20 protein-coding genes are annotated in these 17,944 nt (G+C 68.7%); 13 read left to right on the top strand and 7 right to left on the bottom strand.

What is annotated here, in order from left to right; genetic code table 11:
* Window positions 1–600: 600 nt before the first annotated feature.
* From rnr to ACFPN9_RS24455, 6 genes are all read left to right on the top strand, one after another.
* Window positions 601–2,943 carry a ribonuclease R gene (rnr, locus tag ACFPN9_RS24430; protein ID WP_377817802.1) on the top strand — a complete coding sequence of 781 codons (2,343 nt, stop codon included), beginning with the start codon at window positions 601–603 and terminating at the stop codon, window positions 2,941–2,943.
* Window positions 2,943–3,389 carry a DUF983 domain-containing protein gene (locus tag ACFPN9_RS24435; RefSeq protein WP_066716491.1) on the top strand — a complete coding sequence of 149 codons (447 nt, stop codon included), beginning with the start codon at window positions 2,943–2,945 and terminating at the stop codon, window positions 3,387–3,389. Before rnr ends, ACFPN9_RS24435 begins: the two co-directional genes overlap by 1 nt.
* Window positions 3,386–4,120 carry an NUDIX hydrolase gene (locus tag ACFPN9_RS24440; RefSeq protein ID WP_066716492.1) on the top strand — a complete coding sequence of 245 codons (735 nt, stop codon included), beginning with the start codon at window positions 3,386–3,388 and terminating at the stop codon, window positions 4,118–4,120. Before ACFPN9_RS24435 ends, ACFPN9_RS24440 begins: the two co-directional genes overlap by 4 nt.
* 154 nt (window positions 4,121–4,274) lie before the next feature.
* Window positions 4,275–4,442, top strand: a complete 168-nt coding sequence (gene rpmG / locus ACFPN9_RS24445; protein ID WP_066716495.1) for a 50S ribosomal protein L33 — start codon at window positions 4,275–4,277, stop codon at window positions 4,440–4,442.
* Between the two features lie 151 nt (window positions 4,443–4,593).
* Window positions 4,594–4,827 carry a BrnA antitoxin family protein gene (locus tag ACFPN9_RS24450; RefSeq protein WP_066716498.1) on the top strand — a complete coding sequence of 78 codons (234 nt, stop codon included), beginning with the start codon at window positions 4,594–4,596 and terminating at the stop codon, window positions 4,825–4,827.
* Window positions 4,828–5,039: 212 nt separating this feature from the next.
* Complete coding sequence (locus ACFPN9_RS24455) at window positions 5,040–5,240, top strand: hypothetical protein (RefSeq protein WP_066716511.1); 201 nt, start codon at window positions 5,040–5,042, stop codon at window positions 5,238–5,240.
* A 246-nt stretch (window positions 5,241–5,486) separates the two neighbouring features.
* Here ACFPN9_RS24455 and ACFPN9_RS24460 read toward each other — a convergent pair whose 3' ends face one another.
* Window positions 5,487–6,863: a PleD family two-component system response regulator gene (locus tag ACFPN9_RS24460; RefSeq protein WP_066716514.1), complete on the bottom strand. Its 1,377-nt coding sequence runs from the start codon at window positions 6,861–6,863 to the stop codon at window positions 5,487–5,489.
* A gap of 18 nt (window positions 6,864–6,881) precedes the next feature.
* The gene (locus tag ACFPN9_RS24465; protein ID WP_066716603.1) at window positions 6,882–7,253 is read right to left on the bottom strand and encodes a response regulator; all 372 of its coding nucleotides are present in this window, start codon (window positions 7,251–7,253) and stop codon (window positions 6,882–6,884) included.
* A gap of 144 nt (window positions 7,254–7,397) precedes the next feature.
* On the opposite strand from ACFPN9_RS24465, the gene ACFPN9_RS24470 reads away from it, so the two are divergent.
* Both ACFPN9_RS24470 and ACFPN9_RS24475 read left to right on the top strand, forming a co-directional pair.
* On the top strand, window positions 7,398–7,688 hold the full coding sequence (locus ACFPN9_RS24470; protein ID WP_066716517.1) for a DUF3572 domain-containing protein: 291 nt from the start codon (window positions 7,398–7,400) through the stop codon (window positions 7,686–7,688).
* On the top strand, window positions 7,685–9,043 hold the full coding sequence (locus tag ACFPN9_RS24475) for a DNA polymerase IV (protein WP_377817803.1): 1,359 nt from the start codon (window positions 7,685–7,687) through the stop codon (window positions 9,041–9,043). The genes ACFPN9_RS24470 and ACFPN9_RS24475 overlap by 4 nt, the downstream gene beginning before the upstream one ends.
* Here ACFPN9_RS24475 and ACFPN9_RS24480 read toward each other — a convergent pair.
* Window positions 9,000–9,836 (bottom strand): cell envelope integrity EipB family protein, encoded by an 837-nt coding sequence (locus ACFPN9_RS24480; RefSeq protein WP_066716522.1) that lies wholly within the window; start codon window positions 9,834–9,836, stop codon window positions 9,000–9,002. The two genes, ACFPN9_RS24475 and ACFPN9_RS24480, sit on opposite strands and share 44 nt — an antisense overlap.
* A 248-nt stretch (window positions 9,837–10,084) precedes the next feature.
* Here ACFPN9_RS24480 and ACFPN9_RS24485 point away from each other — a divergent pair, with 248 nt between their 5' ends.
* Genes ACFPN9_RS24485 through ACFPN9_RS24505 form a run of 5 tightly spaced genes read left to right on the top strand, consistent with a single transcriptional unit; the run spans window position 10,085 to window position 13,830 of the window.
* Window positions 10,085–10,558 (top strand): RidA family protein, encoded by a 474-nt coding sequence (locus ACFPN9_RS24485; protein ID WP_066716524.1) that lies wholly within the window; start codon window positions 10,085–10,087, stop codon window positions 10,556–10,558.
* A complete protein-coding gene (locus tag ACFPN9_RS24490) occupies window positions 10,558–11,334 on the top strand; it encodes a glycerophosphodiester phosphodiesterase family protein (protein ID WP_066716525.1) in 777 nt (258 codons plus the stop codon). The genes ACFPN9_RS24485 and ACFPN9_RS24490 overlap by 1 nt, the downstream gene beginning before the upstream one ends.
* Complete coding sequence (locus ACFPN9_RS24495) at window positions 11,331–12,542, top strand: GNAT family N-acetyltransferase (RefSeq protein WP_066716527.1); 1,212 nt, start codon at window positions 11,331–11,333, stop codon at window positions 12,540–12,542. Before ACFPN9_RS24490 ends, ACFPN9_RS24495 begins: the two co-directional genes overlap by 4 nt.
* Complete coding sequence (locus ACFPN9_RS24500) at window positions 12,535–13,344, top strand: hypothetical protein (RefSeq protein WP_066716537.1); 810 nt, start codon at window positions 12,535–12,537, stop codon at window positions 13,342–13,344. Before ACFPN9_RS24495 ends, ACFPN9_RS24500 begins: the two co-directional genes overlap by 8 nt.
* Before the next feature lie 57 nt (window positions 13,345–13,401).
* A complete protein-coding gene (locus ACFPN9_RS24505; protein ID WP_066716540.1) occupies window positions 13,402–13,830 on the top strand; it encodes an HIT family protein in 429 nt (142 codons plus the stop codon).
* 9 nt (window positions 13,831–13,839) lie between these two features.
* Here the strand turns inward: ACFPN9_RS24505 and ACFPN9_RS24510 are convergent, their stop codons facing one another.
* The 4 genes from ACFPN9_RS24510 to clpA form a co-directional block, all read right to left on the bottom strand.
* Window positions 13,840–14,214, bottom strand: coding sequence for an AzlD domain-containing protein (locus tag ACFPN9_RS24510; protein ID WP_066716542.1), 375 nt, complete (start codon window positions 14,212–14,214; stop codon window positions 13,840–13,842).
* Window positions 14,211–14,933 (bottom strand): AzlC family ABC transporter permease, encoded by a 723-nt coding sequence (locus ACFPN9_RS24515; protein ID WP_066716544.1) that lies wholly within the window; start codon window positions 14,931–14,933, stop codon window positions 14,211–14,213. The genes ACFPN9_RS24510 and ACFPN9_RS24515 overlap by 4 nt, the downstream gene beginning before the upstream one ends.
* 161 nt (window positions 14,934–15,094) lie before the next feature.
* Entirely contained in the window at window positions 15,095–15,370 is a 276-nt protein-coding gene (locus ACFPN9_RS24520) for a hypothetical protein (RefSeq protein WP_066716547.1), read from the bottom strand.
* A gap of 7 nt (window positions 15,371–15,377) precedes the next feature.
* Window positions 15,378–17,930: an ATP-dependent Clp protease ATP-binding subunit ClpA gene (clpA, locus tag ACFPN9_RS24525; RefSeq protein WP_066716550.1), complete on the bottom strand. Its 2,553-nt coding sequence runs from the start codon at window positions 17,928–17,930 to the stop codon at window positions 15,378–15,380.
* Between the last annotated feature and the right edge of the window lie 14 nt (window positions 17,931–17,944).

Below are 17,944 nucleotides of genomic sequence, written 5' to 3' on the forward strand. Positions count from 1 at the left end.
CCCATCGTCAGCCTGCCAGCCGTGGCCGCCTGACCAGCCCGACCAAAGCCGGCACGCGGTGGCTCTGCGAAGCTACACCACCAGCAGGGACACGACCCCGCCCGACAGCATTTCCTGCGACGCCCTCCCTTAGCCACGCAATGTTCATGCGGATATGGCTGATTTGCCTGATCTGTAGGCAACTCATCTGCCTATCGGACAGGCATTCGGCTGTCGTATTGCCGAGAGGCCCGGCAGCACCGGGATGGGCGCCACGGAAGCCCGCTTGCTTTTTGACATTTACGACCCGTCGGGAATCGCCCTAGCCTCTCCCTGCCGGTAACAAATGAAAGGAGGTGATCCAGTGTCTCATTGTCATCAACCGCTGGTTCAAGGCGGGCAGACAGGGTCTCTCTCTCCGTGGGGGTCTTGTTCCGCCTGAGTTTTGGACCTTCAGGCCCGGTTACCGGGGCTGCGGTTCGGCAATGGAAGGGCTGTCCGCGAGGGCGGCCCTTCTTCCGTTGCAGGGGCGGAATCCGCTGCGGGTTCTGGTATCGCCCGCCCTCGCATGCCACATCAGGCGGATGACGCAGTTCCCGCCCCATCCCGAGAGCCTCGGCCTTGTCCGCTCCTGACCCCAGCCGCGAGGCGATCCTCGACTTCATCGAGGCGGAGCGCGAGGCCGGCCGCGAGGTTGGCCGCCGCGAGATCGCCAAGGCCTTCGGGCTGTCGGGTGGCGGCAAGATCTGGCTCAAGCGCCTGCTCAAGGAGCTCGAGGAAGAGGGCGAGACCGGCGGCGACGGCGTCGCCCGGCCGGTGCATCCGCGTGGCGCCCTGCCCCCCGTGCTGCTCTGCGAGATCAAGGGCAAGGATCGCGACGGCGACGCCTATGCCCTGCCGCTCGAGTGGAACGAGGCCGAGCAGGGTGTCGCGCCGCGCATTCTGGTCGAGCGGCCGCGCGAATTCCGGGCCAAGCGCCATGCCGCGCCGGCTCCGGCTTTTGGCGACCAGGTGCTGCTGAAGCTGACTCGGCTGAAGGGCATCGAGGGCTATGGGTATTCCGGCCGCGTGCTCAAGGTCATGGGCAAGGGCAAGGCGCAGGTGCTCGGCATCTTCCGCGCCATGCCGGACGGTTCGGGCCGGCTGATCCCGATCGACAAGAAGGCGCAGGGCCGCGAGGCGCTGATCCCGAAGGGCCAGACCGGCGATGCGCAGGACGGCGATCTCGTCTCGGTGGCGCTGCGACGCGAAACGCGCTTCGGGCCGCCGGAGGCGCAGGTCAATGAGCGTCTGGGCTCGCTGAAATCCGAGCGGGCGGTCAGCCTGATCGCAATCCACGCCCATGGCATTCCCCATGTCTTCCAGCCCGCCACGATCGCGGAAGCCGAAGCCGTGCGGCCGGCCGGCCCGGCGGGACGCGAGGACTGGCGCGCGCTGCCGCTGATCACGATCGACCCCGCCGATGCCAAGGACCATGACGACGCGGTCCATGCCGCGCCCGACGCCGACCCGGACAATCCCGGTGGCCATGTCGTCACCGTCGCCATCGCCGATGTCGCGGCCTATGTCCGGCCGGGCTCGGCGCTCGATCGCGAGGCGCTGGAGCGCGGCAACTCGGTCTATTTCCCCGACCGCGTCGTGCCGATGCTGCCGGAGCGGATTTCCAACGATCTCTGCTCGCTGCGTGAGGGCGAGGACCGGCCGGCGCTGGCCGTGCGGCTCGTGCTGAAGGCCGATGGCTCGAAGAAGAGCCATTCCTTCCACCGCATCTTGATGCGCTCCGCCGCCAAGCTCTCCTACCAGCAGGCGCAGGCCGCGATCGACGGACAGGGCGACGAGAAGGGCGCGGCCGTCCGCGACACCATCCTGATGCCGCTCTGGGCGGCCTATGGCGTGGCGGCCCGCGCCCGCGATGCGCGCCAGCCGCTCGATCTCGACCTGCCCGAGCGCAAGCTGATCCTGAAGCCCGACGGCTCGGTCGACCGCGTCATCGTCCCGGAGCGGCTGGCGGCCCACAAGCTGATCGAGGAGTTCATGATCCTCGCCAATGTCGCGGCGGCGGAGACGCTGGAAAAGGCCGGGAGCCTCCTGGTCTATCGCTGCCATGACGAGCCTTCGCTCGAGAAGATGCGCGCACTCGGCGAGGTGCTGGCCTTGATCGGCATCAAGCTGCCGAAGGAAGGCGTGTTGCGGCCGGCGCTGTTCAACCGCATTCTCGGCATGATCAAGGGCTCGGAGAACGAGATCTTCATCAACGAGGTGGTGCTGCGCAGCCAGGCACAGGCGGAGTATGTCGCCGAAAATTACGGGCATTTCGGGCTCAACCTGCGCCGCTACGCCCATTTCACCTCGCCGATCCGGCGCTATGCCGATCTCGTCGTCCACCGCGCGCTGATCGCCGCCCAGCGCTTCGGCGAGGACGGCCTGCCGAAGGGCACGACGCTGGAAGCACTGCGCGAGGTCTCGACGCGGATTTCCGCCGCCGAGCGGCGCGCCATGGCGGCCGAGCGCGAAACGGCCGACCGGCTGATCGCGCATTTCCTCGCCGATCAGATCGGTGCCTCCTTCGACGGGCGCATCGGCGGCGTCAACAAGGCCGGGCTTTTCGTCAAGCTCGACGGCACGGGCGCCGACGGCTTCATTCCCGCCTCGACGCTGGGGGCGGACTATTACCGTTACGACGAGGCGGCGCATGCGCTGATCGGCGAGCGCACGGGCGAGAGCTTCCGCCTCGGCGACCGCGTCCATGTCAAGCTGGTCGAGGCCGCACCCGTCGCGGGTGCGCTGCGCTTCGAGCTGCTCTCGGCCGGCCGGGCGGCAACGGGAGGCGGCCTGGGCGGACGTGGCCCCGCGCCTCGTCGCGGCAAGGGCGGCGCCTTCGGCGGTCCGCCCGGCGGCCGCAGCGGCCCGGGGCGCTTCGCCAAGGGCAAGGCGGGCAAGCCCAAATCGGGAAAGAGGCGGTGATGGCGGTCCAGATCCACACGGCGAACCCTCAACCGCAGGCACGGGACTGGCGCCGGGCGATCGGCAACGGCCTGCGCGGACGCTGTCCGCATTGCGGCCAGGGACGGCTGTTCAAGGGCTTCCTGAAGCCGGTCGACAGTTGCGAGGCCTGCGGCGAGGCGCTGCATCACCAGCGCGCCGACGATCTGCCGCCCTATGTCGTCATCACCATCGTCGGCCATGTCGTCGTCGGCGGGCTGCTGCTGGCGGAGAAGTATGCCGACTGGTCGATGGGCCTGCATATGGCGGTCTGGCCGGCGCTGACCGTCATCCTCTCGCTATTGCTGATGCAGCCGGTCAAGGGCGGCGTCATCGGCCTGCAATGGGCCCTGCGCATGCACGGCTTCGGCGGCCGGCCCGACACGGCCGAGCGCCAACCCCTTCCGCCTGCGGTGCAGCAGCCATGAACGACCATGCCGTCACCCTGACCAATGCCGAACGCGTCCGCGTCGCCGTCAACCAGCGGCCGCGCGACGCGGCGACGATGATGATCCTCGACCGCGCGGCGGCGAAGCCGCGGATCCTGATGGGCAAGCGCCATCCCGGCCATAAATTCATGCCGGGGAAGTACGTCTTCCCGGGTGGCCGGGTCGATCCCGGCGACCGGCGGATGGCTGCAACGGGGGCGCTCCCCCAGATCTGCGAGGACCGGCTGCTGAAGCGGACCCTGCGCCCGAGCGCCGGCAAGGCGCGGGCTCTGGCGCTCGCCGCGATCCGAGAGACCTTCGAGGAGACCGGCCTGCTCTTCGGCTCCACCGAATTCGGCGCGCCGGAGAAGGCCCCGGCCGGAAGCTGGGCCGATTTCGCCGGCCACGGCATCTTTCCGGATCTGTCGGCGGTGACCTTCGTCGCGCGTGCGATCACGCCGCCGCGGCGCCCGAAGCGCTTTGACACCCGTTTCTTCACGGTCGACGCCACGGCGAGCGCCAAGCGCATCGAGAACGTCGTCGGGCCCGATTCGGAACTGATCGACCTCGTCTGGGTCGACTTCGACGAGGCCAAGGAACTCGACCTGCCGACCATCACCAAGGTCATCATCCAGGAGGTGGAAGCGCGGATCGCCGGCGGTTTTGCGCCCTGGCTGCCGGTGCCGTTCTATTGGGAGAAGAACGGCCGCTTCGTGCGCGAGGAGCTTTGACGCGTCCTCCGTCCCGCCGGGCGGTCGCCGCACCGATCCGCCTTGACTTCGGCGCCCCTTTCCGGCATTCCCACGCCCGACGGTTTGCCGGGCTCGCCCGGCCTTTCTGATTTTCCGTGGGCCTCACCGCCCCGCATGGTTCGAGGATATCCCCATGGCCAAGGCCGTGACCATCAAGATCAAGCTGCTTTCGACCGCCGACACCGGCTTCTTCTACGTGACGAAGAAGAACTCGCGCACGATGACCGAGAAGATGTCGAAGAAGAAGTACGACCCGATCGCGCGCAAGCACGTCGAGTTCAAGGAGACCAAGATCAAGTGAGGCTTTGGCCCCACTGAGATCGGTCTTTCACGAAAACCGCCCCTTCCGGGCGGTTTTTTTGTTGCGCCCGACCTGTCGCCCTCCATGGCCGCGGCCTTCCCTCGTCGCCCAGCGGCCCCTGAAAGATGTCTGCGCCAAAGGATCTCGCGCCATGAGCAACGATCGGCCACGCCGCCCCCTCAGCGCGCGCGACAAGGCGGAAGCCCTGTTCGCCGCCCCGAAGCCACCGGCGCCCGAGCCCGTGACACAGCGGACCGCCCTGCCCGGTGCGCGCGAACTGGTCTCGCTGCGCATCGACAGCGATGTGCTCGAACATTTCCAGATCGACGGACCCGGCTGGCAGGATCGCATCAACGCGGCGCTGCGGCGCGCGACCGGGCTCTGAGATCCCCTCCCCGCCGGGCGCCGGACGTCATCGGCGCGAGGCTAAGCATGCCGACAGACATCTGAAGGCGGTTTTTGGGCGGCTGCGGCGCAATTGTCACGCCACGGAACGCAGAATGATGTCACGCTGGCGATCGGTCGGGGGCGACGACCATCTGCGCTGGCGGCGCGCGCTGCGCAGGGTTCGTCCCTTGGTTACCGGAAGATCGACCCGTGAACGCCGCAGATCCCGATCCCGCCCCCCGCAGCACGCCGCATGGCGCCGGGCGTCGCCTGCTCAAGCTGCTCGTCGAAATCGATTCCTCGCGCTTCCTCGGCAACCGCGTCGTCGCGGCGGTCGCGCTCGTCGCCATCCTCGCGATCTTCGCCGGGCTCGGTTATGTCGTGCCGGCCGTGCTTTCCCAGTATTTCTGAAGCGGGAAAGAGGTGGCCGGCCGGCGGCGGTTCTGAGGAGGCCAGAATGTCCGCAACCGACCGGCCGAGCCCTCCGGGATCCCAGGAGATGCGGCGGACCTGAGAGCCGAGGGGCGTGGCGAGGCAGCGCATGACGCTGCGTCGCACAACACTTGCCGCCGGAGCGCAGCCGAATCAACAGCCGGACCGCGATTCACCAATCTTTGTCGGGGCTTAACCTTACCTGATAACCAGATCCGCCGCGTTTCAGGCGGCGTTGGCCGCGATGACGCGGTTCCGGCCGTTCGCCTTGGCCAGATAGAGCGCGTCGTCCGCGCGCTTCATGATCTCGGCGGGCGAGGCATCGCCGGCACGCCGGCTCGAGACGCCGATCGACACGGTCACGGGAATCGTGCGGGTCGCACCCTGGATGCCGAAGGGCTCGGAGACCACGCGCTCGCGGATGCGCTCGGCCACCGCATAGGCGGCGTCCAGCGCGGTATCCGGCAGCACGACGACGATCTCCTCGCCGCCCATGCGGGCGACCAGGTCGATGCCGCGGGTGCAGGCGCGCACGCGGTCGGCGAATTCGCGCAGCACCTCGTCGCCGGCATCGTGGCCGTAGCTGTCGTTGACGCTCTTGAAGTGGTCGATGTCGAGCACGAGCAGCGCCAGCGAGCGAGCGCGCAGCGCGGACTCGTCGAAGAGCGCCGCCATGCGCGTATCCATGTAGCGGCGGTTATGCAGCCCGGTGAGCTGATCCATCACCGCCATTTCCATCGAGGTCTGCACGCTGTCGCGCAGTTTCTCGGTGAAGCGCTTGCGGCGCACCTGGGTGCGGACGCGCGCCAGCAGCTCGTTGCGATCGATCGGCCGGATCAGGAAGTCATGCGCACCGATCTCGAGGCCGCGCAGGATACGGGTGCGGTCCTCCGCCTCGCCCATCATCAGCACGGAGACGTTGCGGGTGCGCTCCAGCGAGCGCAGCTGGCTGCACAGGCGCAGCCCGTCGAAACCCTGCAGGTCGAGGCTGACCAGCACGCTGTCGAATTCGCCCTCGACCGCCCGCAGCAGCGCCTGCTGCGGATCCGGCTCGGTTTCCACGACATGGAAGGCCGAGAGCGCGCTTTCGAGCCGCTCGATCACGCGCGGCCGGTCCTCGATGATCAGGATGCGGCCGTTCAGCCCGGTTTCGGAGGCGGCGGCGGCGAGCGGATCGGCAATGCCAAGGCGGCGCGAGGCGAGTGCCCGGTTGCGCAGCTCGTCCGTCATCGACTTCAGCCGTACAAGGCTGCGCACGCGGGCGAAGAGCGCGGTGTCGTCGAGCGGCTTGGTCAGGAAGTCGTCGGCGCCGGCATCCAGCCCCTTGAGCCGATCGCCCGGCTGGTCGAGCGCGGTGACCATCACGACCGGGATATGCGCCGTGATCGCCTCGCTCTTGAGGCGGCGGCAGACGTCGAAGCCGTTCATGCCCGGCATCATCACGTCGAGCAGCACGATGTCGGCCTCGCCGCGCTCGCAGATCGCGATGGCATCGGGGCCGTTCAGTGCCGTGACGACGTCGAAATATTCCGAGGAGAGCTTCGCCTCGAGCAGCTTCACGTTGGTGATGATGTCGTCGACGACCAGAACGCGCGCTGACATGGGAAGCCCCTCGAACGTTCAGGCCGCGCCGGCATAGGCGCGGACGGTCTCCAGGAATTTCGCGACGGAAATCGGCTTGGAGAGATAGGCCTCGCAGCCGCCCTCCCGGATGCGCTCCTCGTCGCCCTTCATCGCGAAGGCCGTGACCGCGATCACGGGAATCGCCTTGAGGTCGTCGTCCTCCTTGATCCATTTGGTGACCTCGAGCCCCGAGACCTCGGGCAGCTGGATGTCCATCAGGATCAGGTCGGGACGATGCGTGCGCGCGAGCTCGATCGCCTCGATACCATCGGCGGTCTTCAGCGTCGCATAGCCATGCGCCTCGAGGAGATCGTTGAAGAGCTTCATGTTGAGCTCGTTATCCTCGACGATCAGAACCGTCTTCATGATGCCGCCCTTCCTTTGCGCCGCGGACCGGGGGCCGATCCCGATTGCCCAAGCTGGCAGCCTCGTTCCATGATCACTGCCTAGCATGTAAGCCGTTGACGAAACGCAAATCCCCCGACCAATTCCGGCAGGAGCCTTCCGACAGCCATGGCGAGCCCCCCGAGCCAAGACGACGCCGAGATGCTGGCCCTGCGCGCGCTGGGATTTCTCGCCGCCGAGCCCGAGCGGCTCGAGCCCTTCCTGGCCACGACGGGGCTGGGCCCGGCGACATTGCGCGCCGCCGCGGGCGACCCCGGCTTCCTGGCGGCGGTGCTGGACCATGTCGGCGGCAGCGATTCGCTGCTGCTCGAATTCGCCGCCAATGCGGGGGTAAACCCGGAAGCGGTGGCGCGGGCCCGGGAGCGTCTGGGCGGGCCACCCGCCGGCGACTTCGCTTGACCGCGCCGTCGCGGGGCCTGGCGCGGCGCGTCCTGTGCCGCGACTGCCTGCGCGACCATGACGGCGACGAGGCCGAGCCGCGGCGCTGCCCCGCCTGCGGCTCGCCGCGCCTGCTGCGCCACCCCGAGCGCGACAGTCTCAGCCTCGCCCATATCGATTGCGACGCTTTCTATGCGGCGGTGGAAAAGCGTGACGATCCCTCGCTGATCGACAAGCCGGTGATCATCGGTGGCGGCAAGCGCGGCGTCGTCTCGACCGCCTGCTACATCGCGCGGACCTATGGCGTCCGCTCGGCCATGCCGATGTTCAAGGCGTTGAAGGCCTGCCCCGAAGCGGTGGTGGTGAAGCCCGACATGGCGAAATACGTCGCGGTCGGCCGGCAGGTGCGCCGGCTGATGCAGGAGCTCACGCCGCTGGTCGAGCCCATCTCGATCGACGAGGCCTTTCTCGACCTCGCGGGGACCGAGCTGCTGCACCATGCCAGCCCGGCCGTGACCCTGGCGCGCTTCGCCCGGCGCATCGAACAGGAGATCGGCATCACCGTCTCGGTCGGCCTGTCCTATGCGAAGTTCCTGGCCAAGGTCGCCTCCGACATGGACAAGCCGCGCGGCTTCTCGGTGATCGGGCGGGCGGAAGCGGTCTCCTTCCTCGCCTCCAAGCCGGTCGGCCTGATTCCGGGCATCGGCCAGGCGAGCGCGGCAAAGCTGGCTGGAGCCGGGTTCAGGCTGATCGGGGACCTGCGCGAGGCGCCGGTCGACAAGCTGTTCCGGCTGGCGGGCAAGGACGGGCCTCGGCTGAAGAATCTCGCCAACGGCATCGACCCGCGCCGCGTCACGCCGGAGCGCGAGACGAAGAGCGTCTCCAGCGAGACCACGCTCGATGTCGATCTCTCGCGCTTCGAGGAGCTGGAGCCCGTGCTGTGGCGCCTGTGTGAGAAGACCTCGAAGCGCCTGAAGCATCAGGAGCTGGCCGGACGGACGATCACGCTGAAGCTGAAGACCGCGGATTTCCACTCCATCACGCGGGCGACGCGGCTGCCCGAGCCGACGCAGCTCGCCGCGCGGCTCTTCGCGGCCGGGCGCGAGCTGCTGCGGCGCGAATGCACCGGCCCGCGCTACCGGCTGATCGGGATCGGGGCGAGCGACCTGACCGGCCCGGAAGATGCCGACCATGGCGACCTCGCCGATGTCGCGACGCCGCGGCTGAAGGCCATGGAGGGCGCGCTCGATGCGCTGCGGGCCCGCTTCGGCGACGCCGCCATCGGCAAGGGGCTGAGCCTGCGCCTGCCGCAGCGGGCCGGGGGCGAGAGCGCTATTTCGCGCAATCCGCCTGAGGCAGAAGATCCAGACGCGTGAGCGTGCCGCGCAGGGCGAAGCTGCCATAGTCGAGCCGGACCGCGCCGGTGACGCCGTTCTCGTACAGCTCGAAGGAGATGGTATAGCTCGGCGTCGTCTCGCCCGAGCCGACCTTGAAATAGGACATGGTCACGGGCCAACGGGCGAGCTTCTCGAACTCCGGCCGCTGCAGCGGTTCTTCCGTCGGCTTGCTGTCCAGCTTGCGGCCGATGACGGACAGCGTCTCGTAGACGTCCTTGCCGCCATTGGCGCCGTCATAGAGCCGGACGTTCAGGGTGTTGCGACCCTCGCGCGCCGCCTGGATGACGGCCTTCATCTGCGCGTTGGGAAACAGCGCTGCCACCGGCTCGCGATGAGTCTCGGGTTTGGGCGCCGTGAGCTTGACCTCATAGCCCTCCCCGGTGCGGGTGGCCGTGCCGTCGACGATTTCCTTCGGCGTGCCACTGGCGGAGCTTTCGGTCTTGAAGCGATAGCTCGCGCCGTCGCCGGCCTCGAAGCTGGTTGTTCGCGCATCGATCAGGCGCGGGCCGCCCTCGCCGCTCTGCAGCTGCGTCACCTGGCGGAAGGAGAGCGCATAGCCCTCGCAGGCATCGCCGGTGAAGTCGAAGGCGATGCGTCCGCGGGCCGAGTCGACGTTCTTGGCCGCCTTGCCGGCGTCGAGAACCAGATCGTAGACCGCGCGATGCGGCGCCAGAACGACACGCTCAGTAGGGCTCGGCTGGGCTGCCGCCGCGCCGCTCCAGAGCGCCGCGACTGCGAGAAATCCCGTGAGGCCTGCTGCGTTCGTCGTCATGGTCGCGCCGCTTCCTGTGCTGAACACTCTCGAAGCTAGGTGCATTGCCGCAATGGCGCAAACAAGGCGGTCAGCGCGCGAGAGGCGGCCGCGTCGCGCGCGGCGGGCGGCCGGATGGCGCATGGCCTCGCGCTTGCGGGCGGGCCGGGCATCGGCCATGAAGGGAGGCCCTCGCCCGGCTCGTGTTTTCGTCGCGCCGCCTCGCGCCGGGCCCGCTTCACATCAGCCGCTCCGGTGGAGTTTTTCCGATGAATGCCGTCGATACCAAGCTCGCCGAACTCGGCATCACCCTGCCCACGCCGGCCGCGCCGATCGCGAACTACGTACCGGCTGTCATCACCGGCAACCTGCTGGTGATCTCCGGCCAGCTCTGCTTCGGCCTCGACGGCAAGCTCTCCGACAAGCACAAGGGCAAGCTCGGCGTCGAGATCTTCAACGAGGCCGGTCTCGAGGCGGCGCGGCTCTGCGCCATCAACGTGCTCGCCCAGGCCAAGGCGGCACTGAACGGCGATCTCAGCCGGATCACGCGCTGCGTCCGCCTCGGCGGCTTCATCAACGCCGCGCCGCATTTCGCCGCCCTGCCCGCGATCATGAACGGCGCGTCGGACCTGATGGTGGAGGTTCTGGGCGACAAGGGGCGCCATGCCCGCTCGACGATCGGCGTCGCCCAGTTGCCGGCCGATGCGGCGGTCGAGGTCGAGGCGATGTTCGAGATCGCCTGATGCGCGGCCCTCTCCTTGGCGGAACCCGCCCCGATCTCGGCTGGCTGATCGCCCGCCCGATCGCCCATCGCGGGCTGCACGACGCCGCCGCCGGCGTGATCGAGAACAGCGGCCCGGCGGCTGAGGCGGCCATCGCCCACGGCTTCGGCATCGAATGCGACGTCCAGCTCAGCGCCGACGGCGAGGCGATGGTGTTCCATGACTTCGTGCTGGACCGGCTGACCGAGCGCCAGGGCGCGGTTTCGGCGCAGACGGCGCAGGCGCTCGCCGCCATCCCGTTGCGCGGCAGCGGAGCGCCGATCCCGACGCTCTCCGGCTTCCTCGACCTGATCGGCGGGCGCGTGCCCCTCGTCATCGAGATCAAGAGCCGCTTCGACGGCGATCTGCGCCTGACGCGGCGCGCGGCCGAGATCGTCGCCGGCCGCGCCGGCCAACCGATCGTGTTCAAATCCTTCGATCCCGAGATCGTCGCCGCGCTGCGCGAGATCGCGCCAGCCGTCCCGCGCGGGATCGTCGCGATGAACGACTATTCCTATCCGGATTATGCCCATCTCGATGCCGGAACGCGCCGCGCCATGGCCAATCTGCTGCATTTCGAGCGAAGCCGGCCGGATTTCCTCTCCTGGAAGGTGGTGGATCTCGACAGCGCGGCCCCCTATCTCTGCCGCAATGTCGTCGGCATGCCGCTGATGAGCTGGACGGTGCGCACGCCGGAGGATCGGGAGAAGGCCTCGCGCCTCGCCGACCAGATGGTGTTCGAGGGCTTCACGCCTTGAGCGAGAGCGGGGCCGGCGACCTCAGGGTACGCGTCGCGACCTCGCTGAAGGCGGTTCCGGCCGCAGCCTGGGATGCCTGCGCCCATCCCGCTCCTCCGGACGGACTGCCGAGCGGGCTCGACCGCGAAAACCCGTTCATTTCGTACGCGTTCCTGCGCGCGCTCGAGGAAAGCGGCTGCGTCGGCGGTCGCTCGGGCTGGTCGCCGGCCTATCTCCTCGTCGAGGACGGCGAGGACCGGCTGCTCGCCGCCGCGCCGAGCTTTCTGAAGAGCCACAGCCAGGGCGAATACGTCTTCGACCACAGCTGGGCCGACGCCTATCAGCGCGCGGGCGGGCGTTATTACCCGAAGATCCAGGTCGCGGCGCCCTTCACGCCCGCCACCGGCCCGCGGCTGCTGGTCGCGCCGGGGCCGCGGGCGGACGAGGCCCGCGCCGGGCTGATCGCCGGGCTGGAGGCTCTGTGCGAGCAGACCGAGGCGTCTTCCGTCCATGTCACCTTCGCGCAGGAGCCGGATGTCATGGCCCTGCGGGAGGCCGGCTATCTCGAGCGGCACGATCTCCAGTTCCACTGGTTCAACGAGGGCTTCGGCTCTTACGACGACTTCCTGGCGACGCTCGCCTCGCGCAAACGCAAGGCGCTGAAGCGGGAACGCCGCGAGGCGCTGGCGGCGGGGATCAGCGTCGAGGTGCTCAGCGGCAGCGACCTGACCGAGACGGTCTGGGATGATTTCCACGCCTTCTACGAGGACACCGGCTCGCGCAAATGGGGGCGCCCCTATCTGAACCGCGCCTTCTTCTCCTGCGTCGGCGCGGCGATGGGCGAGCGGATCGTTCTGGTGATGGCGAAGCGCGCCGGGCGCTACATCGCTGGCGCGATCAATTTCCGCGGCGCCGACACGCTCTATGGCCGCAACTGGGGCTGCATCGAGGACCACCCCTTCCTGCATTTCGAGATCTGCTACCATCAGGCCATCGACTATGCGATCGCGAACGGGCTCGCCCGCGTCGAGGCCGGTGCCCAGGGCGAGCACAAGCTCGCGCGCGGATACCGCCCCGTGGTGACGCGCTCGCTGCACCATCTCGCCGATCCGGGCCTGAAGCGCGCCGTCGCGCATTACCTGCCCCGCGAGCGGGCTCAGATCGCGGAAGCCCAGGCGGCGCTCGCGGCCGAGAGCCCGTTCCGCAAGACCGGGGATCACGATGGCTGACCGGCAGGCTCACCCGGCAACGGCCGGGCCGACCTTCTGTACCGATGGCGAACTGGGCTACCGCCGCAGCCTGAGCGATTTCCAGAGCGAGCCGCTGCTTCTGGACGAGTCCTACCGGCTGGCGCATCTGCCGCTGGTGGCGCCCGATCATCCCCGCGTCATTCCCCGGCAGGAGGGGCGCGCGTATGAGATGGGCCGGCATCCGCCGGTGTTTTCGCTCGTCCTGCCGATCGATGGCGCGCGGCTCGCGGCTTCCGAGCCGTTCCAGCGGCTCGACGCGCAGATGCGCGCGGCGCCCTTCGCCCCCAAGATCGCCTGGGACATCCTGCCGCGACGCGCGGGACGGCTGCATGCGACGCTGTGCGGCACGCTCGCCACCGGCGACGCGCCGGTGATCTCGGACAGCGCCCGCCGCGCCCTCGCCCGGATCGAGCCCTTCGCGGTGGATCTGCGCGGGCCCTTCTCGGGCAATGTCAATCGCGGGCGGTTCTATCTGCGGGTCTATCCGGAGAAGCGGCGCGGGCTGAACCCGATCCATGAGGTCCAGGCCGCTTTCGGGCGCCCGCCGGGCGGTCTCTATCTCGTCGGGCTCTACAACCTGACCGAGGATCTCGACGCGGGCGAGACGGCGGCGCTGGCGGAGATCGTGGCGCGCTGGTGGGACGTCTCGCTGCTGCGCTTCGAGGTGACCGACCTCTGGGTGCTCGGCGCCAGCGACGATCTCGTGCTCGAGTCGCAGATCAGCGAGACCCTGTCATTGGGCGCCGACGAGCGTCCCCCTCCCCAGGCGCTCCGGCCTTGACGCCGACGGCCCGCCCCCACAGGCTGACGCCTTGTTTCAACGCCGTCCGGATGCTCCATGACCGCTTACGACACCGACAACGTCTTCGCCCGGATCCTGCGCGGCGAGCTGCCCTCCCACACCGTCTATGAGGACGAGGCGACGGTCGCGATCATGGACATCATGCCGCGTGCCGACGGGCATGTGCTGGTGCTGCCCAAGGCGGCCTGCCGCAATGTGCTGGACGCGCCGTCCGAGGCGCTGCAGGCCGTGGCGCTGACGACGCAGCGCATGGCGCGCGCGGTGAAGGCCGCCTTCGCCGCCGACGGCGTGACGATCCAGCAGTTCAACGAGGCGGCCGGCGGGCAGGTCGTTTTCCACCTGCATGTCCATGTCATGCCGCGTCACGACGGCGTGGCGCTGCGTCCGCATACGGGCGCCATGGCGGATGCCGAAGTGCTCAAGGCGAATGCGGAGAAGATCCGGTCGGCGCTGTCGGCGCGCTGAGCGGCCGGGTCACAGCGCCAGCAGCACATAGGCGCCGCCGATCAGCGTCGCCTCGCCCGCCAGCACCGCGAGCAGGACCCGGCGGCGGTCGAACAGCATGATCGCGAGCGTGACCGAGAGCGCGCCGACCCGCAGCGCGAGCGGCACGGCGGCCAGCGCCCCCGGCGGCGCGACGATCAGCTTGGCGACGATGCCGGCGAGCAGCGCCGTCGCCACCGCCCTCACCCATTCGAGCGCGGGCGAGTCGGCGTCGATCCGGCGCGAGAAGGCCACGGCGAGCCAGCGCCAGATCTCGGTCGGCAGCACCGCGAAGAGGATGAGGGCGAGATAGGGCCACCACGGCCCGTCTAGCCAGGCAATCGGCTGCGTGATCGTCCCGGTCATGGCGCCGCCCGCTTCGGCCGCAGGGCGAAAGCGATCGTACCCGCGATCAGCCCGGCGACGATGAGATCGAAGCCGCCGCCGATAAAGCGGTCGCAGATCGGCGCCAGCGCGAGACCGAGAACGATGGCGGCGGCGTCGCCGCGGTGGCGCAGCCCCGCCGTGAGCGAGGCGAGAAAGAAGATCGGCGTCAGGCAGAGCAGGCCGGCGGCGAAGGGGATCGGCAGGGCGCCGATCAGATAGTAGCCGAGGAAGGTGCCGACCGAGCTCGTCGCCATGCAGGTGTTGGCAAAGCCGAGGAAATAGGCGACGCGCTGGGCCGGCGGCACATGCGGCAAGCGGCGAAGCCCTTCCGTCCAGGCCGTCACCGCGACGTAATGCGCGAGGAGGAGCTGCATCCAGACACCCTGCCCCGGGCGGCGCAGCAAGGGCAGGATCGCCACCGTCATCGGCAGGAAGCGCAGCGAGGCGAAGCCGACCGCGATCGCGATCGCGCTCCAGGCCGCGCCGGCCGCGATCGAGGCGAAGAAGATGACCTGCGAGGGGCCGGCCCAGACCAGCATGGTCGAGAGCACCGCGACCTCGACCGGATAGCCGACATCGCGCGCCAGCGAGCCGATGCCGACCAAGCCGAAGCCGACGACCCAGGCCGGCAGCGACAGCGCATCGCGCATGCCGGCCAGCGCGACGCGCCACCAGCTCCACTCGGCGGATACGGTCATGAGGATGTCAGCACGCAGGCGGCTCGGAGGGCGGGAGATCGGGCCGGCCCCGCTGGCGGGGACGGTACCCGCCTTCTAGACGACCCGGCCCGGCCCGCCGAGCCACTGCGATGAGCAGCGGGGATTGCGCCGGCTGCAGGGGCGCCGGCCACCTGCGCCTCTCAGCGACCGCCCTTCATCACGAACCCGAACAGTTCGTTGCCGAAGTCGATGATTTCCTTCGGGATGCCGCCGATCGCCTGCACGCCGAGATAGATCAGGTAGATGAAGGCGGGGACGAGGATCCAGCCCAGGATCTCCTCGAACACCTTGCGCCGGCGTCGGCGCCGGTCCCGCTTCTCGAACCAGCTCAACTTTTCCTTGCGCGCCGGAGCGGACTGCTCCGGCGCCGGCTCGGCCGCATGAGCCAGCAGCGTATCGGTCTTGCGCCTGAACAACACGGTCTCAAGCCTTGGTCAGCGGGACTTTCGGGACGGTGCGGACCGAACGCTGGGCCTTGGGAGCCTCCGGTCCTTTCCCACCATCGCCCTTGCCGCCACCGTCGCCCTTGCCCGCCTTGCCGGCGGGACCGCTGCGACGCGGCGCAGCGGGAGCCGGCTTGGCGGCGGCGGCCTTGGCACGCGGCTTGCGCTCGCGCTTCTCGGCTGCGGCGGCCACGTCCTTCTCCGGCTTCGGCTTGACCGGGCCGTCGGGGAATTCGAGGCCGAGCACCTTGATGCCGGTTTCGGACTGCACGACCACGACGCGGACCGCGCCGCCATTCTTCAGCCGACCGAACAGCACCTCGTCGGCGAGCGGCGTCTTGATCGTCTGCTGGATCAGGCGGGCCATCGGGCGGGCGCCCATGGCCTCGTCATAGCCGTTCTCGACCAGCCACTCGCGGGCCTCGTCCGACAGCTCGATCGTGACGTTGCGGTCGGCGAGCTGGGCCTCGAGCTGCAGCACAAACTTGTCGACGACCCGGGCGACGACCGTCTTGGGCAGATGGCCGAAGGAGACGACCGCGTCGAGCCGGTTGCGGAATTCCGGCGCGAAGAGCTTGTTGATCGCCTCCGTGTCGTCGCCCTCGCGCTTCTGCCGGGTGAAGCCATAGGCGTTGCGGGCCATGTCGGCGGCGCCGGCATTGGTCGTCATGATCAGGATGACGTTCCTGAAATCGACCTGCTTGCCGTTGTTGTCGGTCAGCTTGCCGTGGTCCATCACCTGCAGGAGGATGTTGAAAAGGTCGGGATGGGCCTTCTCGATCTCGTCGAGCAGCAGCACGCTGTGCGGATGCTGGTCGATCTGGTCGGTCAGGAGCCCGCCCTGGTCGAAGCCGACATAGCCCGGAGGCGCGCCGATCAGCCGCGAGACGGTGTGGCGCTCCATATATTCCGACATGTCGAAGCGGATCAGCTCGACGCCGAGCGAGGTGGCGAGCTGGCGAGCGACCTCGGTCTTGCCGACGCCGGTGGGCCCCGCGAACAGATAGCACCCGATCGGCTTCTCGCCGTCGCGCAGGCCGGCGCGGGCGAGCTTGATCGAGGAGGACAGCGCCTCGATCGCCTTTTCCTGCCCGTAGACGGTGCGCTTCAGCGTCGTCTCGAGATTGCGCAGCACCTCGGCATCGTCCTTGGAGACGGTCTTGGCGGGGATGCGCGCCATGGTAGCGATGGCCGCCTCGATCTCCTTCACGCCGATGGTCTTCTTGCGCTTGTTCTCGGGCACCAGCATCTGCGAGGCGCCGGTCTCGTCGATGACGTCGATCGCCTTGTCCGGCAGCTTCCGGTCATGAATGTAGCGCGCGGACAGCTCCACCGCAGCCTTGATGGCGTCGTTGGTGTAGCGAAGCTTGTGAAACTCCTCGAAATAGGGCTTCAGCCCCTTCAGGATCTCGACCGCATCCGGGATCGAGGGCTCGCTCACGTCGATCTTCTGGAAGCGGCGAACCAGCGCCCGGTCCTTCTCGAAGTACTGGCGGTACTCCTTGTAGGTGGTCGAGCCGATGCAGCGCAGGCTGCCCGAGGCGAGCGCCGGCTTGAGCAGATTCGAGGCGTCCATCGCGCCGCCCGAGGTCGCACCAGCGCCGATCACCGTGTGGATCTCGTCGATGAACATGATCGCCTTGGGATGGGCCTCGATCTCCTTCATCACCTGCTTGAGGCGCTCCTCGAAATCGCCGCGATAGCGGGTGCCGGCGAGCAGCGTGCCCATGTCGAGCGAGAAGACGGTGGCGTCCTCAAGCACCTCGGGCACCTGGCCGCGGGTGATCTTGAGCGCAAGTCCTTCGGCGATGGCAGTCTTGCCGACGCCGGGATCACCGACGAGCAGCGGATTGTTCTTCTGCCGGCGGCAGAGGATCTGGATCGTGCGCTGGACCTCGGCCTCGCGGCCGATCAGCGGGTCGATCCGGCCGTCGCGCGCCTTGCGGTTGAGATTGACGCAATAGGCGTCGAGGGCGCTTTCCTTCTTCTTCTTGTCCTTGTCGGCGTCGTTGCCGGAATCGGCGGCGCGCGAATCCCGCTGCTGCTCGGGCTCCTCCTCGACACCGCGGACAGGCCGCGACTCGCTCGCACCGGGGCGCTTGGCGATGCCGTGGCTGATGTAGTTCACCGCGTCGTAGCGCGTCATGTCCTGCTCCTGCAGGAAGTAGGCGGCATGGCTCTCGCGCTCGGCGAACATGGCGACGAGCACATTGGCGCCGGTCACCTCCTCGCGGCCCGAGGACTGGACATGGATGACGGCGCGCTGGATCACGCGCTGGAAGCCGGCGGTCGGCTTGGAATCGTCGCGCCCGTCGGTGACCAGATTGGCGAGCTCGGCGTCGATATAGTCGACGAGGCTGCGCCGCAGCGTGTCGAGATCGACGCTGCAGGCGCGCATGACCGCAGCCGCGTCCTGGTCGTCGACCAGCGCCAGCAGCAGATGTTCCAGGGTGGCGTATTCGTGGTGGCGCTCATTGGCGAGCGCCAGAGCCCGGTGAAGCGCCTGTTCGAGACTGCGCGAGAAACTCGGCACGGATTGCGCTCCTA

Origin of the sequence: Allobosea massiliensis (genome assembly GCF_042655245.1) — a bacterium.
GTDB lineage: Bacteria > Pseudomonadota > Alphaproteobacteria > Rhizobiales > Beijerinckiaceae > Allobosea > Allobosea massiliensis.

Coding starts and splice junctions, on each gene's coding strand:
- ACFPN9_RS24435 (WP_066716491.1), top strand. CDS start 2,943: ATGGCGGTCCAGATCCACACGGCGAACCCTCAACCGCAGGCACGGGAC.
- ACFPN9_RS24440 (WP_066716492.1), top strand. CDS start 3,386: ATGAACGACCATGCCGTCACCCTGACCAATGCCGAACGCGTCCGCGTC.
- rpmG (WP_066716495.1), top strand. CDS start 4,275: ATGGCCAAGGCCGTGACCATCAAGATCAAGCTGCTTTCGACCGCCGAC.
- ACFPN9_RS24450 (WP_066716498.1), top strand. CDS start 4,594: ATGAGCAACGATCGGCCACGCCGCCCCCTCAGCGCGCGCGACAAGGCG.
- ACFPN9_RS24460 (WP_066716514.1), bottom strand. CDS start 6,863: ATGTCAGCGCGCGTTCTGGTCGTCGACGACATCATCACCAACGTGAAG.
- ACFPN9_RS24470 (WP_066716517.1), top strand. CDS start 7,398: ATGGCGAGCCCCCCGAGCCAAGACGACGCCGAGATGCTGGCCCTGCGC.
- ACFPN9_RS24480 (WP_066716522.1), bottom strand. CDS start 9,836: ATGACGACGAACGCAGCAGGCCTCACGGGATTTCTCGCAGTCGCGGCG.
- ACFPN9_RS24485 (WP_066716524.1), top strand. CDS start 10,085: ATGAATGCCGTCGATACCAAGCTCGCCGAACTCGGCATCACCCTGCCC.
- ACFPN9_RS24490 (WP_066716525.1), top strand. CDS start 10,558: ATGCGCGGCCCTCTCCTTGGCGGAACCCGCCCCGATCTCGGCTGGCTG.
- ACFPN9_RS24500 (WP_066716537.1), top strand. CDS start 12,535: ATGGCTGACCGGCAGGCTCACCCGGCAACGGCCGGGCCGACCTTCTGT.
- ACFPN9_RS24505 (WP_066716540.1), top strand. CDS start 13,402: ATGACCGCTTACGACACCGACAACGTCTTCGCCCGGATCCTGCGCGGC.
- ACFPN9_RS24510 (WP_066716542.1), bottom strand. CDS start 14,214: ATGACCGGGACGATCACGCAGCCGATTGCCTGGCTAGACGGGCCGTGG.
- ACFPN9_RS24515 (WP_066716544.1), bottom strand. CDS start 14,933: ATGACCGTATCCGCCGAGTGGAGCTGGTGGCGCGTCGCGCTGGCCGGC.